Consider the following 14,458-nt stretch of genomic DNA (forward strand, 5'->3'; position numbering starts at 1 on the left):
CGAGGGCCGGAGGCGGGTCACAGGAAGTCCTCCGTGGTCACGGGGTCGGGGGCGTCGTGCGGCGTCCCGGCGGCGGACGGCGGGCCGCCGTGGGTCCAGGGGGTGTCCTCGGGGTCGGGGAGCTCCGGGCCGCCGCGCGGGGAGTGCTCGAACAGCGTCCAGCACAGCGTGTCCCGCGGTTCCGGCACCGAACCGGGCTCCGGGGTCTTCCCGCGTCCCATCCCGCCCGTCAGCCGCACCACCGGCGCGGACCGGTCCCCGTCCTCGAAGGCGACGAATTCGGCGGTCTGGGTCCGGCCGTCCGGCAGCGGACGGTAGAGCCTGGTGCCCGATGACAGCTGCGGGCGGTCGTCCGTGCGCACCGTGACCAGCGGGCGCGGCATCGGCCGCTTGCCCTCGGAGAAGGCCATCTCGACGGCGGTGACCGTGCCCCGGAACGCCTCGCCGGCCAGCCGGCGCCCCGCCATCACCAGCGGGTCGTCCAGGGCCTCCTGGGCATCGAGCTGGGCCTGCGCGCTCTCCCGGGCGGCCAGCTTCTGCGCGGCGGTGACCGCGTCGTCCTGCCGGGGCTGCGGGGGCTCGCCGGCGCGCACCCGGTCGCGGTGCGCGGTGTACGACCAGCGGTCCCGCTTCCAGCGGTCGGCGACCCGGGTGCCCTCCGGCAGCTCCCGCAGCAGGTCGATGCCGTGCCACACCGCGTCCCACACCGGCCGCAACTGGCTCTCCAGCAGGGCGCGGAGCGCCTCCTCGGCGCCCGGCAGCCCGGCGTCGTAGCGGGCCGTCGCGGGGGCGAGCAGGCGGTTGTCGAACGCCGGGTCGGTGGCCGGGCCGGCCGGCGGACACCGCAGCTGCCCGTGCGCGTCCCGCGCCGACTCCGCGTACCCGGCCGCCTCCTGGCCCGTCCTCCCCGGCGGCGGGTCGATCCACGCCAGCAGCGCGCCCAGGTGCTGGTCCTCCAGCGCGCTCTGGCCGCTGGCCCAGTGGCGGGTCAGCAGGTCCGTCATGGACAGCAGCAGGGCGGAGCCCGGGACCCGGGCCCGTTCGCCGACATGTGTCAGCCAGCGGCCCAGCAGCGGGACGTGCGGCGGCGCGGGATGGGGCGTGGCCGGCTCCTGCTCGGCCGTGCGCCGGAAGCGCATCGAGCGGCCCAGCAGCCGTACGTACTCGACCCCGCTGCCGCTGGGGACGATCACCTGCGGTGCGTCCGCGCACAGTTCGACCTGCACCGGGACCTTCTTGCCGGTCTCGGGGTCGGTCTCCTTGCGTTCCTCCCACCCGACGGCGTCGGCGAAGCCGTCCACATACGGCAGCACCTCCCCGGCCAGCTCGGCGAGGAACGCGAACCGCAGATCGCGGTCGCGCGGCTGGGGGACGGCCAGCAGCGCCGGCTTCTCGCGGTCGGTGCCGACCAGGGCGCCCAGCGGGGCTCCGGCCTCGCCCGCGGTCGTCAACGGGACCAGGACCAGCGGCCGTTGCGACAGATGGCGGTGCCGGACCGTGCACCGCGGCCGGGCCCGGCCCGCGGCCACCGCCTCCATCCGGGCCAGCGTATCGATCAGCGACATTCCGCTTCCTCCGCTCGCGGGCCCGGCAGCGCGGCCGCGCCCAGTGCCTCGGCGCGCAGCGCGGCGGCCCGGCGCAGCGCGACGACGGCCGGATCGTCCGGGCCGGCGGCGGCCGCGGTCCCGGGGCCGGCGGGACCGGCCGCCGCCAGCACCTCCCCGACCGTGCGCAGCCCGCCCAACTCGCCCCGTACGCCGCGCCCCAGGGCCTCCACCGCGCCCTGTGCACGGGACCGTCCGCGGCAGTGGAAGGCCAGCTCGCAGGCGGCCAGGCACTCCGGGGCGTAGGCCGCCTCGACTGCCTCGACGGCCTCGGTCAGCTCCTCGGGCGGGCGGGTGGCGGTCTTCCCGTCGTCCGCGAGGCGCAGGTCGAAGGTGGTCCCCTCCGGGAGCGCGGCGGCGATGTCCTCGACGCGGGTGAGGCGGGCCAGCTGCCGCCGGGTGGTGGCCAGTTGCTTGCGGACGTCGACGGCTGCGGCGGTGGGGAGGTTGGAGAAGTCCTTCGGGCACACCAGCAGCACCCGGTCGCGGACCGTCACCTCGCGGCCCGTGTACGCGGCGGCGGGCCCGGCGACCGCCTCCAGGGCGAGGACGTACACCGCGGCCTGCCGGGCGGCGGCGCCCACCTTGGCGGCGTCCGCCGAACCGTCGATCATCGGGAAGGACTTGATCTCCACGACCGTCCAGCTGCCGTCCGGATGCACCACCACCGCATCGGGCTCCACATAGGCGGGCGCGCCGGCCACCTCGACCGCGAGCATCGGGTGCGTGAGCAGCGCCCAGCCGCCGGCCGCGGTCGCCGCGCGCAGTGCCAGCGCGGTGCGCGCCGTACGGCCCTCGGGTCCGGCCGCGGACAGATCCGGGGTGGCGGCCTCCCCGGGCACGGGCGGCGGGGTGCCGGGCGCCAGCCGCTCGTGCAGCAGCCGCAGCAACTCCGTGCCGCCGTCGGACGTCACCCGGGCCTCGAAGGCATGGCCGCGGACGATGGCGAACTGGGACCGGCCGTACGCCGCCGGCGAGCCCAGCGCCTGGGCCAGCGCGCCCTTGTCGATGCCCGCGCCGTCCAGCAGCGCGCGGCGCCGGCAGCCGGGGTTGGCGGCCAGCGCGGCCAGCGCGCGGGCATCGAGGGAGCGCGGGCGGACGCCGGGGCCGCGCAGCTCGGTGAGCCGTGCCCGCCCGGCGCCGGGCGGTGCCCCCGGGCGCGGGCTCGGTGTCGCCGCCGGCCCCGCCGGAGGGGCCGCCGACGCGGGTCGGCTGTCGCGCGAAACGTTCACCCGCGGAAGTCTCGCATCCGCCACCGACAATCGGCGCTTCCGGCCGCCCGCCCGCCCCGGACCGGGCCCTCCCCGCGCGGCTCCCCGGCCTCCCCGCCCGGGGACAAAACGACCCGGTGCGCGATGATGGAAGTCCCGCGGTCGACGCCGCCCGCACCGAGAACGACCAGCCGAGAAGTCGGCGAGAGGTACGACGATGGCAGCGCGCATATTCCTGGCCCGGCACGGTCAGACCGAGTGGTCCCTGTCCGGCAGGCACACTGGCCGCACCGACGTCCCGCTGCTGGACGAGGGCCGGCGCGGCGCCGAGCTGCTGGGCGAGCGGCTGCACCGCGCCCCCTGGGACGGCCTGCCGGGCGTCGAGGTCCGCACCAGCCCCCTGGTGCGCGCGAAGGAGACCTGCGAGCTGGCCGGCTTCGGCGGCCGGGCGCAGCCGTGGGACGCCCTGATGGAGATCGACTACGGCGCGTACGAGGGCCTGACCCCGGACGAGATCAAGGCCGGGCGGCCGGACTGGCTGATCTGGCGCGACGGGGTGCCGCAAGGGGAGACGCTCGCCGCGGTCACCGCCCGGGCGGACGAGGTCATCGGCTGGGCGCGGTCGGCGGAACGCGATGTGCTGGTCTTCGCGCACGGCCACATCCTGCGCGCCCTGGGCGCCCGCTGGCTGGGCCTGGACATCTCCTTCGGCGCCCGGATCCGCCTGGAGCCGACGTCCCTGTCCGTGCTCGGCTGGGCCTACGGGGAGCCGGCGATCGAGCGCTGGAACGACACCGGCCACCTCGGCTGACCGGCCCGCGGCCCGGGGGCGGACGGGACGTCAGTCGCGCCCCCGTCCGCCGCCCGCCGTCCGCCGCCCGCGCGGCCGTTCAGTCGCCGGCCCTCGCACCCGGCACGCCACCGCCCGATGCGGATTCCGCCGCCGCCGAGGCCGCGTGCCGCGCCAGGAAGTCGTCGACCGCGCCCCGGTCGCGGTGCGCCCGCAGCCTCCGGGCGGTGCCGTCGAGCATGGTGCGGATACGGGCCGAGCGGACCTGCTTCAGCAGCGTCAGCACCCGCACCCCGGCCGCGGCGGCCTCCTCGTGTGCCCCGCCCGCCGCGAGGTTGCCCGCCAGCTCCGCGGTGAACAGGGCGATGTTGCGGGTGAAGTGCGGGTCCTGCAGCGCCACCGCCCGGCGGGCGTGGTCCGCCGCGCGCTCCGCGTCCCCCAGCGCCGACCAGCACTGCGCCTCCAGACCCGCCAACTCGGCCTCGCCGTAGAACGTCATCCACTCCGGGTCGCCGTCCCGCGGCCCGCCCGCGAACAGCCGCTCGGCCCGGACCAGCGCCTGCTCACAGCCGGAGCGGTCGGCGAGCCCGGCCCAGCCGCCCGCCTCCCGCAGCGCCAGCAGCGACAGCAGCCGCGGTGAGGCCAGATGCTTGGCGGCCTGCTGCGCGGCCTGCGCGGCGCGCACCGCCTCGCGCGGCCGCCCGGCGTCGCGGGCGAGGAAGGCCGTATTGCAGAAGGCGTGTGCCTCCAGGGCGGCGTCGCCGCAGACCCGCGCGGTGGCCAGGGCCTCCGCGTAGTGCGAGCGGGCGTCGTCGAAGCGGCCCGAGTCGTGCGCCAGCCAGCCGACGGTGATGGCGAGTTCGCCCGCCCCGGCGTGCAGCCGGTCGGACACCGAGCGGCGCTGCACATCCGCGTCCAGCAGCTCGTAGGCCGCGCGCAGCGGCGGGGCGGCGCGGCGGTAGATGCCCTCCGAGCCGTGCCGGTCGTCCAGCAGCCGGATGTGACGGACCGCCTCCTCGACGGCGGCGGCCTCGGCGGCACCGGCCCGTGCGACGGGCGGTGTCCGGGGCCCCGGCACCGGGGCGGACACGGCGGCGGCAGCGGCCTCGACGGGATGCAGGGTGGCGAAGCCCAGGGCTGCTGCCGGGCCGCCGGTGATGAACGCGCGACGCAGCACGTCGCTCTCCTCGCAGATCTGGATACAGGTATCGCGGTGGTCGGGATCGGGTGCCAGGGGCGCGGCGCCGGCCGCTGCGGCACGCGCCCCCCGTCCGCGTACCGCCTCGCGCGCCGCGAACCCCATGTCGGGCAGCGTCAGCCCCGGGAACATGTGCCGGAAGACTCGCTCGTAGGCGTAGTTCGGACACCGGATTTCCCCGGACTCGACGCGCCCCACATAGCGGGCGTCACACGAGACCTGCTCGCCGATCTCACGGGCGGACCGTCGGACCGCCGCCGCGAACTCGCCTGGTGACAGCCGGCCGCGCAGCTGTCGGAAGGCGAGATTCGGGCGGGCGGGTACGGTGCGGGACGACGCTGATCGTGCTTCTGGCGACGCCATGGCGGACCCTCTCCGTGCCCTCTCCGTGCCATCCTGCGGCGTTGCCGCCTCCTGGCGGTGCGGCGGGACGACCGTACCGGCTGTGATGGCTTCGATACGCACAGTTTGGCCGCAAATCGGATATCTCACGCGCGATCTGCCATGAACTGCCATCCTTTGCAGCGTTACGCCGCCGTAGCTGTTGACACGTCCGGACGTTGAACCCGGTGTAAAGGGCGCACCGCGTGCAGGAGGAGGGGTTCTCCGTGTGGGAGACCGGCGTGAGCAGGGGCGGCAACGGGTCCGCGGGCCAGGCCGGGGGCCGGCGGGGGCAGGTCGTCCCGGGCGGCGCACCGTCCGTACCGGAGCGGCAGTGTGACCTCGTCACGGTGCCGGCCCGGCAGGGACTGGAAGCCGTGGACATCCTCCGGCTGCGGGACGGCGTCGGTCCGGTGCTGCACGACGGCGCCTGCGACACCCTCGGCTTCCTGGTCCCGGCGGGCACCGCCGCGGGCTGGGACGTACCGGGCAGTGCCTGTACGCAGACCTCCGGACGGGGCATCAATCTGGCCGCGCTGTGCGGCGAAGGGACCCCGGTGGAGCCGCCGGCGACCGGCACCGGCTGGCTGGTGCCCCCGGAGGGCGCGGGTGCCGACGCCACCGACCCGGCCGTGCTGCGCGCGGCGCTCGGCGAGGCCGCCCGCACGATCGAGGCCGTCGACCGCTGCCAGTGACGGCGCCCGGGCCGTACGCGCCACCGGTTCGCCGGCGGCGGCCGGCCCGGTGCACGCCCTGGTCCGGAAGGAAGAGGAAGGGCCGCCCGGCGGGTGCCGGGCGGCCCTCGGTGCGTGCGGGGAGCTGCCCGGTGAGCCGTGTGAACAGCGCTCAGCGGGCGGCGGGTTCGCTGTCCCGGGCCGGGCGCGGGATCGTGGTGGCGCGGCGCCGCTCGCCGAGCCGGCGCTGTACGCCGCGCACCAGCCGCGTCGCGGTGAAGCCCGCGCCGGACACGAAGCGCATCGACGGGCCGAACGACGGCGCGGTGAGCAGCCCCGCGAAGAACAGCCCGGGCCAGGACGATTCGAAGCCGGAACTCAGCTCGGGCGCCCGGCTGCCGCCCACCGTCCACAGCGAGGTGCGCACCTGGGGCGGGAGCATCCGCAGCCGCCCCAGGTCCGGGGTGAAACCGGTGGCCGCGACCACGTGGTGGGTGTCCAGCGTCTCGGTGCCGCCCTCCGTGTGGGTGAGTTGGAGCCGCACCCCGTCGTCCCGGGCGGCCGCGGCCCGGATGCGGTGGCCGAGGAGCACCGGCACCAGCGGCTCGAAGCGCTCCCGCAGCCACCAGGCGCCGGCCGGGCCCAGGGCGTGTTCCGCGATCCGCAGCCGGGTCGCCGCGGGCAGCCGGCGCACCGCCCAGGGCATCTGGGACCACACCCGGTTCGGCCAGCCGGTGCCCAGCGCGGAGTGCGGATCGCGCAGCGCACGCAGCCGGCCGCGGTCGAGCGGCTGGGGCGGGGCGTGCCAGCGCAGCCGGTCGGCGCGGGCCACGATGCGGGGCCGGGCGCCCTGTTCGGCCAGCAGGGTCGCGGTCTCCAGCGCGCTCTGCCCGGAGCCGACGACGGTGACGTCCCGGTCGGCGAAGCGGCGCAGATCGCGGTGGTCGCTGCTGTGGGAGGCCAGGTCCGCGGGCAGGTCGAGCAGCGGCCAGGGGCGGTTGACGAACGGCAGCAGACCGACGGCGAGGACCACGGTGCGCGTCGCGATCTGCTCGCCGGTGTCCGTCTCGACGTGGAAGCCCTCGCCGTCGGGGCGTACGGCGGTGACGGTGACCTCGTCGACCTGGGGCACGGCCCGTTCGCCGAACCAGCTGCCGTACGCGGTGTAGGTGTCGAGGGGCAGCGGGACGCCGTGCTCGGCGGTCAGGTCGTGGGCGGCGCAGTAGTCGGCGAGGGTATGGGCGTCCGCCGGGGCGGAAAGGTCGGAAGCCCAGGGTTCGGACGTGAGGAACATGCCGTCGGGCATGTGGTCGCGCCATGAGGCCATCGGCCGGCCCAGGACCCGCAGCCGCAGTCCGGCCGCCGCCGCGTGTGCGGCGATCGAGAGTCCGTAGGGGCCGGCGCCCACCACCACGAGGTCGTACATGGAAGTTCCCTGCTCTTTCTCTTGGTGCGGTGTGGAGGACCCCGAGCCGGCGGGGCCCCGGGGCCGGAGGCGGCCCCCGGCGGCGGGGCGCGCCTCCGGACCCGGAGAGCGCCCCGCCCCGGCACAGGTCGTCAGGTGCCGCGCCGCTCACGGCTGGGGAGGTGGGCCGGGCGTCGGTGCGGGAGGCACCCCGCGCGGCATTCCGTGCGGCGTCGCGGAGGGGCGCGCGGGCGGCGGCGGGGGCGTGAGCGCGGTGCCGTCCGGTGGTGCGGGGCGCCCGCGGAAGGTGTCCGCGCGGGGCCGCGGCCCGGGGGCGCCGGGGGCGGGCGGCACCGTGCGGCCGGTCAGGTCCAGGTGCAGCGCCCGGACCGCGTCGAGTCCCGAGGACGGGTCGGTGAAGAGCCGGAAGCGGGCGCCGGGCCGTGTGCCGGCACCGAGGAGGTGGTGGCGGCCGTCCGCGTCCCGGCGGAAGTCCAGGTCGAGCAGGCCGCGGTGGCCCAGGTGCCCGGCCAGCCGCAGTGCGGCCCGCTCGACCTCGGGGTGGGGCAGCCGGCGGCCGGCCGTGGCCGGTCCGGTCCACGGCCGGCCGCGTCCCGCGCGTCCCGCGCCGCCGATCAGACAGCCGCCGCCGCGGGTGAAGCAGCCGTGGAAGAACCAGTCGGTGTCCCGTCCGGCGGGCAGCGGGCGCCGCAACAGCAGGGCGCTGCCGGCGCTTTCGGCCAGCTCGTACAGCCGGCGGGCGTCGTCGGGGGTGCGCACCACGGTGGTGCCGGGCAGCCCGGCCGGCGGTGTCCGCAGCCACGGGCGGCACCACGTGGCGACCAGCGGCAGCCCCAGCCCGGCTGCTGCCTCGGCGGCCTGTTGCGGACCGGCGGGGACGGCGGTCGCCGGGTGCGGCAGGCCGAGCTCCCGGCACAGCAGGGCGAGTTCGGCCGGGTCGGTGAGCCGCTCGGGCAGGCCGGGGAGCAGATAGCGGCCCAGCAGCCGGCCGGCGAGCCGGGCCGCGGCGAGGGCGGCCCGGTCGTCCACGGGGAGCAGCACGGCGGGCCGGCCGAGGCCGTCGGAGAGGTCGCGCAGCAGGTCCAGCAGCGCGCAATGTGCGAGCGGCCCGGCCGGGTGGGTGTGCATCCGGTGCAGGTAGCGCGACCGGCCCACCGGGCCGCCCGCGGAGGCGGCCACCGCGTGCACCTCGATGCCCGCCCGGCCCAGGGAGCGGACCACGCCGAGGGTCTCGCGGTGGAAGGGGCCGGGATCGAGCCGGACCAGCAGGACGGGCACCTCGGTGTCGAACGGCGGCACGGCGCGGGGTTGCTCACCCACGACGGCGGACCGCGGCGAGGAGCGCGGCGCCGGCTCCCCCGGGGGCGCCGGCTCCCGCCGTCCCTTCCCCCCGGGGCCCTTGCTGCACGGACTCGGCCATGACGGTGCCTATCTGTTCGAGAGCGGGGACGGGGCGGGCGAACGGGCCGGGTCGGGCAGCGACACACTCGCCGCCGGGAGCGCCGCCGCCCGGCCCTGCGGCGGGGGCACCGGCACCGGGGCCGTCCGCGCCGGGCTCCGCCGCCGTGCCGGTACGGCCGCCAGGACCTGCTCGTACACCGCCGTCAGCGCCTCGGCGCTGCGGGCGATGTCATAGCGCCGCACCACCGGCGGGACCGGCAGCCGGCCCGGCCCCTCGCGCCGCAACTCCCGCAGTGCGGTGGCCAGTTCATGGACCACCGGGCTGAAGTGCCGGGCGCCGGGCGCCTGGTCGGCGGGCAGTTCGTCGACGGCCGGGCAGCTGCCGTGCAGCACGTGCAGGCCGGACGCGAGGGCCTCCACGACGGCCAGCCCGAACGCCTCCGACGGGGAGGGGGAGACGAAGACGTCGACCGCGGAGAGCAGCCCCGGGATATCGGGCCCGGCGGACTGCGGGCCGTCGGCCTCGGTGTCGACCGCGCCGCCCCGCGTGCCCAGCAGATGGATCCGGTCGCCCGAGCCGAACTGCTCCGCCATCCGCCGCAGCATCTCCCGCTCCGGCCCCTCGCCCGCCAGCAGCAGATGCACGCCCGGCAGCTGGGTCACCGCCCGGACCAGGACGTCGAACCGCTTGCCGGGCACCAGCCGGCCGGCCCCGCCGACCACGAAGGCGTCCAGCGGCAGCCCCAGCCGGGTACGGACCAGCGCCCGGGCGGCCGGATCGAAGGCGAAGCGGTGCGCCTCGATCCCGTTGGGCACCACATGGATGCGCTGCTCCGGTACGCCCCAGCGGCGCAGCCGGGCGGCGACGGTGTCCGAGACGGCGACGGTCGCCGCCCCCAGCCGCTCGGTGGCCCGGTAGAGCGTCCGCACACCGCGGGTCAGCCGACGGCCCTCGATGACCGCGTCGCCCAGGGAGTGTTCGGTGGCGACCACGGCCCGGACGCCGGCCATCCGGGCGGCGATCCGGCCGTACACGCAGGCCCGGTAGAGGTGGGTGTGCACCAGGTCGTAGCCGCCGTCGCGGATCAGCCCGGCGAGGCGGGGGAGGGCGGTCAGGTCCCGCTCGCCGGTCATCCCGAGGTGGGTGACGCGGGTGCCGTCCGCCTCGATGCCCTCGGCGACCGGACCCGGGCCGGTCAGGGTGACGACCTCGCAGTACGCGGGCAGCCGGCGCAACAGCAGCCGCAACTGCTGTTCCGCGCCGCCCACATCGAGGCCTGTGATCACATGCAGAACCTTCACCGGATGCCTCCAGGGATAGCGGCCGGGGTGGTGGTCCGGCCGGGGGCCGCCGGGCCGGCCGGCCCGTCCGCGGGCAGTGCCCGGCGGCACGGCGGATGCGGGGCGCGCGGGGGGTGCGCCCGCCAGGGGGTGTCCGCGGCTCCGGCGCTCATCGGGCCTCCCGTCGCGGCAGCCGGGCCAGGGCCCGCAGCACGATCCGGAGGTCCTGCCCCCACGACCAGGTGTCGATATAGAGGTTGTCGAAGCGGGCCCGGTCCGCCACGGGGGAGCCGCCGCGCAGCCCGTGCACCTGCGCCAGTCCGGTCAGGCCCGGCGCCATCCGGTGCCGGGCGCCGTACTCCGGGCAGCTCCGGGCGCACCGCTCGACGTCCGCGGGTCGTTCCGGGCACGGCCCGACCAGGCTCAGGTCGCCGCGCAGAACGTTCCACCAGCGCGGCAGCCCCGCCATACCCGTACGCCGCAGCAGCCGGCCGACGCGGCTCGGGTGGCCGCCGTCCGCCGCTTCGTGTGCTCCAACCCCTCCAACCCCTTCATCTCCTTCAACCCCTTCGTCCTCGTCAACTCCTTCGTCCGGCTCGCACGGGCGCACGGTGCGGAACGTCAGCAGCAGGAAGCCGCGGCCGCCCCGGCCGATACGTTCCTCCCGGCAGAGCACCCCCGGGCCGTCGGCGAGCCGGACCGCCAGCGCGCAGCCCAGCAGCACCGGGGCCGTCACCACCAGTGCCACCGCCGCCAGGGCAAGATCCAGGGCCCGCTTGCCGGCGCCGCCGTGCCGGGGCGGGTCGGTGTCCAGCCGCCGGCAGGCGAAGCCCCACAGATGGCCGGCCGACGGCGGTGGGTGGCCCTCCAGGGCGGCCGCGCCGGCCAGCCAGATCGCCGAGCCCTGGTCGATGAAGCGGCGCAGCAGCGCGGCGGTGTGCGGATCGCCGTACGGCGGCACCGTGAACACCGCGTCCCGCACGGTGTGACGGATCACGGCCCGGGTGATGTCCTGCGGGGAGGTGAGCCGCGGCGGTCCGCCGTGACCCGGCGGCGCCCCGGGACCGGCGGGGGCCGGTGCCCCCGCCGTGACCAGGCCGACCGGGCGCATCCCGTACTCGGGGCGGGCGCGCAGCACGGCGGCGAGCTGCCGGGCGGCCGGGTCGGGGCCGACGATCAGCGTGGCGCGCGGGCAGCGGCGGGCGGCGGCCCGCCGCGCCCGGTGGACCAGCGCCCGGGCGCCGCAGAGCAGCGCGGTGTGCCACGCCACCGCGCCGGCCAGCAGGGCCGGCGGCAGCGCCTGCGCGGGATGTACGGCGGCGAGCACCGCGGCCACCGCGCACCAGCAGACGGCGGCCCGGCCGAGCAGCGCCGGCAGCGCGCCGAGCAGGCTCGGGGCCGGGTCGGGACGGTAGAGGCCGGCCCGGGAGTGGAGCAGCAGGAGTCCCAGCACCATGGGGCCGAGCACGAGCGGCGCGGTGCCGGTGCCGAGGACGGGCAGTGCGGCCCCGGCGGTGGCCAGCGCGTCGCCGGCCAGCAGCGGGGCGGCGGCCCGCCGTCGTACGCCGCGGCCCGGCCGGGGCGGTGGCAGGGTCTCCCGCGCCGGGCCGCGCGGCGGACGGACCGCGGCGCCGGCCGGTGCGGGGGCCGCCGACGGGAGCCGGACCCGGGCGGAGGGGGGCGCGTCCGCGCTGTCCGTCGTCATCGCCTGATCGGCTCCCTGCTCCTGATGCCCGGCACACCGGGCACCGCCCCGCCGTCGACGGGCCGGGCGGCACCCGCAGCCACGGGCCGCGCTCGGTACTGCGGGTCTTGCGGCAGCACGCACTGCTCCCTATGAGCGAGCCGACAGAACTCTCTGCGGGAAATTCCGGGCGCTCAGTGCCGGGTATCGGCCTGGACGAAGAGCGCGCCGAGCAGATATCCCGGGTTTCGGGTGGTGAAACGGAATGTGAGCCGATCGGCGCCGGACCGCAGTGCGGGGGTGATGTCGAATACGTCGGAATCAAATCCGAGGGTGTCCGGGTAAGCGGGCCGCCGCGCCGCCTCCTGGCCGAAGTCGGTGATGGTCGAGTTCATCACATCATTCGCCGGGTTGGCGGAATCGTGCACCTTCAGTGGGCGGTGTCGGCCGGCCCGGACGGTGAGTCCGTCATTTCCGCGGCCCCGGTAGCCGTCATATGCGACCACGCCGGCGCGGCCGTGTGAATTCGCCGGGATGTGCAGTCCGTTGAGCCGGACGGTAAACGTGCGGCGGTCGGCTTCCAGCGGCTGGAAGCCGTCCCACATCGCGATTCTGTGCAGTGGCTCCTTTTTGTTCTCGTATACGGCCACCAGTGTCCAGCCGCCCCATGTACCGGCCGTGGACGGGCTTTTGGCGCCCTTGAACCGCGCCACCTTGTAGACGCCGGGACCGCTTTTGCGCACCGGCCCGGTGACGTCCGCGGACACCTGGAAGCCGTCGGTCGCTGCCCTGCCGCGGTGCCGGGCGACGGTGTCGGCGCGCACCGTCCGGTACCGGCCGCCGGGCCCGGCGATGCGTACCCGCCCGCTGTTCCCGGCGCGGGCGTCGGATCCGACGCCCTGCCGGGCCGCCGAGCACGGGCCACCCGTGCGGCCGGCCCCCGCCGCGCAGCGGACCGAGGAGTTCGCCGCGCGGGCGATACCGCCGTGCTGGGTGACGTGATAGCGCTCGGTGAATGGAATTCGCGCGGATTCCCCGGGGGTTGGCGCGGCAGCCGCCGAGGGGAGCGCGGCAGACAAAGCCAAGGAAGCCGGTGCGCATACGACGCCGCGCCCGGTGCGGTCCATCGACTTCCGCATGTCTTCCTCTCCGACTTCAATCAGTCAAACAGGAGAGCACTCTGACAGAAATCATCCTGGAAACCGTGGCAGGCACGCCGGATCCGGATCAGCATTCCCGAACAGCGGAATACCGGACTTCGGCGGGGTGTCTCGTTTCTGCCATAAGGGCTAACGATTTCCCGGAAGAGGGAACGTCCGCATCCCTGACTCATTTCGCTCGTTGTGACCGGTTGCCCCATTCACGAACTGAAAGGAGAATGGGATGAAGCGGTTTGTTACGACCGCCGCGCTGGCCACCGCCAGCTGCGCCATTGTGCTCAGCGGCGCCGGCATCGCATCTGCAAGCGTGGACGGTCACCATGGCGGACATGGCCGCCATGGCCGCGGCGACGACGGTCGTTTCGGTGACGACAACGGTCGTTTCGGTCGCGATGGCCGGGGCTTCGGCCGTGGTGGCGCCAACGCTGCGGGGTTTGCCGCGGGCTCCCCGGGCATCCTCAGCGGCAACGTCGTCCAGGTGCCGATCAACGTCCCGATCAACGTGTGCGGCAACAGCGTCAACGCGCCCGGCTTGCTGAACCCGGCCTTCGGGAACGTCTGCCTGGCCAGGTGATCCGGTTGCCGGCCCGGAGATCCATGGGCCGGCTCGGGTCGTGATGTGAAGTTGGCGGACCACCTCCGGCTCCGGTCGTGGGGTGGTTCGCCACTCTCCTCCCGCAACCGCCGGGGCCGGCCGCGTCACTTGAGACGGGCCCCCGTGCTGACCAGCGGATACGGTCTTCAGATCACGAGCCATACTGGAGGGCATGGCACAGAGCAGGCGCGGGCGTCGCAGCCCGGAGACCGTCACGGAGACGGTGGACGGCGGACTCGCCGAGCTACGGCCCGACCGGGACCGGCCGCGCGCCTGGACGCTGCTGATCGACGGGGCCCCGCAGTCCCATGTGGACCTCGACGACCCGGCCTTTCTCGACTTCTCCTATCAGCGGCGCCTCGGACATCTGGCGGACCTCGCCGGCCCGGCCGGCAAGCCGCTGCGCGTCGTCCACCTCGGCGGCGGCGCCCTGACGCTGGCCCGCTATGTCGCGGCGACCCGCCCGCGGTCCACCCAGCAGGTCGTGGAGATCGACGCACCGCTGGTCCAGCTCATACGCCGGCAGCTGCCGTGGGACAGCGGCTGGCGGATCCGGGTGCGCGGCGGCGACGCCCGCGCCGGCCTGGCGAAGATCCCGGACGGCTGGGCGGACCTGATCATCGCTGACGTCTTCGACGGTGCGCGCACGCCTGCCCATCTGACCAGCACGGAGTTCGTGGCGGAGGCCCGCAGGGCGCTGCGTCCCGGCGGGTTCTACGCGGCGAACCTCACCGACGGGCCGCCGCTGCGGTTTCTGCGCGGCCAGATCGCCACGGTCCGTACGGTCTTCCCCGAGCTGTGCCTGACCGCCGACCCGGCCGTCCTGCGCGGCCGGCGCTTCGGCAACGCCGTCCTGCTGGCCGCCGACGGGGAGCTGCCGGTCGCCGAACTGACCCGGCGGGCGGCCACCGATCCGCAGGCCGGACGGGTCGAACACGGGCGGGCGCTGCTGGACTTCACCGGCGGCGCGGCACCGGTCACCGACGCCACCGCCCTCGCCTCGCCCGCCCCGCCGGCCGGTGCCTTCGACTGAGGCGGGGCCGGTGCCGGGGG

12 protein-coding genes are annotated in these 14,458 nt (G+C 76.2%); 4 read left to right on the top strand and 8 right to left on the bottom strand.

Going from position 1 to position 14,458, the window contains the following annotated elements:
- Nucleotides 1-17 precede the first annotated feature (17 nt).
- Together OIU81_RS23405 and OIU81_RS23410 are read right to left on the bottom strand one after the other, a co-directional pair.
- A complete protein-coding gene (locus tag OIU81_RS23405; RefSeq protein ID WP_329150951.1) occupies nt 18-1,565 on the bottom strand; it encodes a hypothetical protein in 1,548 nt (515 codons plus the stop codon).
- The gene (locus OIU81_RS23410) at nt 1,556-2,836 is read right to left on the bottom strand and encodes a hypothetical protein (RefSeq protein WP_443074032.1); all 1,281 of its coding nucleotides are present in this window, start codon (nt 2,834-2,836) and stop codon (nt 1,556-1,558) included. Before OIU81_RS23410 ends, OIU81_RS23405 begins: the two co-directional genes overlap by 10 nt.
- A 196-nt stretch (nt 2,837-3,032) precedes the next feature.
- Here OIU81_RS23410 and OIU81_RS23415 point away from each other — a divergent pair, with 196 nt between their 5' ends.
- On the top strand, nt 3,033-3,626 hold the full coding sequence (locus tag OIU81_RS23415) for a histidine phosphatase family protein (RefSeq protein WP_329150953.1): 594 nt from the start codon (nt 3,033-3,035) through the stop codon (nt 3,624-3,626).
- Nucleotides 3,627-3,705: 79 nt separating this feature from the next.
- Here OIU81_RS23415 and OIU81_RS23420 read toward each other — a convergent pair whose 3' ends face one another.
- Nucleotides 3,706-5,166, bottom strand: a complete 1,461-nt coding sequence (locus tag OIU81_RS23420) for a tetratricopeptide repeat protein (RefSeq protein ID WP_329150955.1) — start codon at nt 5,164-5,166, stop codon at nt 3,706-3,708.
- Between the two features lie 245 nt (nt 5,167-5,411).
- Here OIU81_RS23420 and OIU81_RS23425 point away from each other — a divergent pair, with 245 nt between their 5' ends.
- Nucleotides 5,412-5,879, top strand: a complete 468-nt coding sequence (locus OIU81_RS23425; RefSeq protein WP_329331156.1) for a hypothetical protein — start codon at nt 5,412-5,414, stop codon at nt 5,877-5,879.
- Nucleotides 5,880-6,030: 151 nt separating this feature from the next.
- On the opposite strand, the gene OIU81_RS23430 is transcribed toward OIU81_RS23425, so the two are convergent.
- The 5 genes from OIU81_RS23430 to OIU81_RS23450 form a co-directional block, all read right to left on the bottom strand.
- On the bottom strand, nt 6,031-7,284 hold the full coding sequence (locus OIU81_RS23430) for an NAD(P)-binding domain-containing protein (RefSeq protein ID WP_329150958.1): 1,254 nt from the start codon (nt 7,282-7,284) through the stop codon (nt 6,031-6,033).
- A gap of 147 nt (nt 7,285-7,431) precedes the next feature.
- Nucleotides 7,432-8,604 (bottom strand): ATP-grasp domain-containing protein, encoded by a 1,173-nt coding sequence (locus tag OIU81_RS23435; RefSeq protein WP_329150961.1) that lies wholly within the window; start codon nt 8,602-8,604, stop codon nt 7,432-7,434.
- Between the two features lie 108 nt (nt 8,605-8,712).
- A complete protein-coding gene (locus OIU81_RS23440; RefSeq protein ID WP_329150963.1) occupies nt 8,713-9,987 on the bottom strand; it encodes a glycosyltransferase in 1,275 nt (424 codons plus the stop codon).
- A gap of 148 nt (nt 9,988-10,135) precedes the next feature.
- Entirely contained in the window at nt 10,136-11,671 is a 1,536-nt protein-coding gene (locus tag OIU81_RS23445) for a sugar transferase (RefSeq protein WP_329150965.1), read from the bottom strand.
- Between the two features lie 173 nt (nt 11,672-11,844).
- On the bottom strand, nt 11,845-12,474 hold the full coding sequence (locus OIU81_RS23450; RefSeq protein ID WP_329331157.1) for a hypothetical protein: 630 nt from the start codon (nt 12,472-12,474) through the stop codon (nt 11,845-11,847).
- A gap of 559 nt (nt 12,475-13,033) precedes the next feature.
- On the opposite strand from OIU81_RS23450, the gene OIU81_RS23455 reads away from it, so the two are divergent.
- Nucleotides 13,034-13,384: a chaplin gene (locus tag OIU81_RS23455; protein ID WP_329150968.1), complete on the top strand. Its 351-nt coding sequence runs from the start codon at nt 13,034-13,036 to the stop codon at nt 13,382-13,384.
- A 193-nt stretch (nt 13,385-13,577) separates the two neighbouring features.
- Nucleotides 13,578-14,438: a spermidine synthase gene (locus OIU81_RS23460; RefSeq protein ID WP_329150970.1), complete on the top strand. Its 861-nt coding sequence runs from the start codon at nt 13,578-13,580 to the stop codon at nt 14,436-14,438.
- Nucleotides 14,439-14,458 lie beyond the last annotated feature (20 nt).

Origin of the sequence: Streptomyces sp. NBC_01454, from assembly GCF_036227565.1 — a bacterium.
Taxonomy (GTDB): Bacteria; Actinomycetota; Actinomycetes; order Streptomycetales; family Streptomycetaceae; genus Streptomyces.

Coding starts and splice junctions, on each gene's coding strand:
- OIU81_RS23445 (WP_329150965.1), bottom strand. CDS start 11,671: ATGACGACGGACAGCGCGGACGCGCCCCCCTCCGCCCGGGTCCGGCTC.
- OIU81_RS23420 (WP_329150955.1), bottom strand. CDS start 5,166: ATGGCGTCGCCAGAAGCACGATCAGCGTCGTCCCGCACCGTACCCGCC.
- OIU81_RS23460 (WP_329150970.1), top strand. CDS start 13,578: ATGGCACAGAGCAGGCGCGGGCGTCGCAGCCCGGAGACCGTCACGGAG.
- OIU81_RS23455 (WP_329150968.1), top strand. CDS start 13,034: ATGAAGCGGTTTGTTACGACCGCCGCGCTGGCCACCGCCAGCTGCGCC.
- OIU81_RS23405 (WP_329150951.1), bottom strand. CDS start 1,565: ATGTCGCTGATCGATACGCTGGCCCGGATGGAGGCGGTGGCCGCGGGC.
- OIU81_RS23415 (WP_329150953.1), top strand. CDS start 3,033: ATGGCAGCGCGCATATTCCTGGCCCGGCACGGTCAGACCGAGTGGTCC.
- OIU81_RS23430 (WP_329150958.1), bottom strand. CDS start 7,284: ATGTACGACCTCGTGGTGGTGGGCGCCGGCCCCTACGGACTCTCGATC.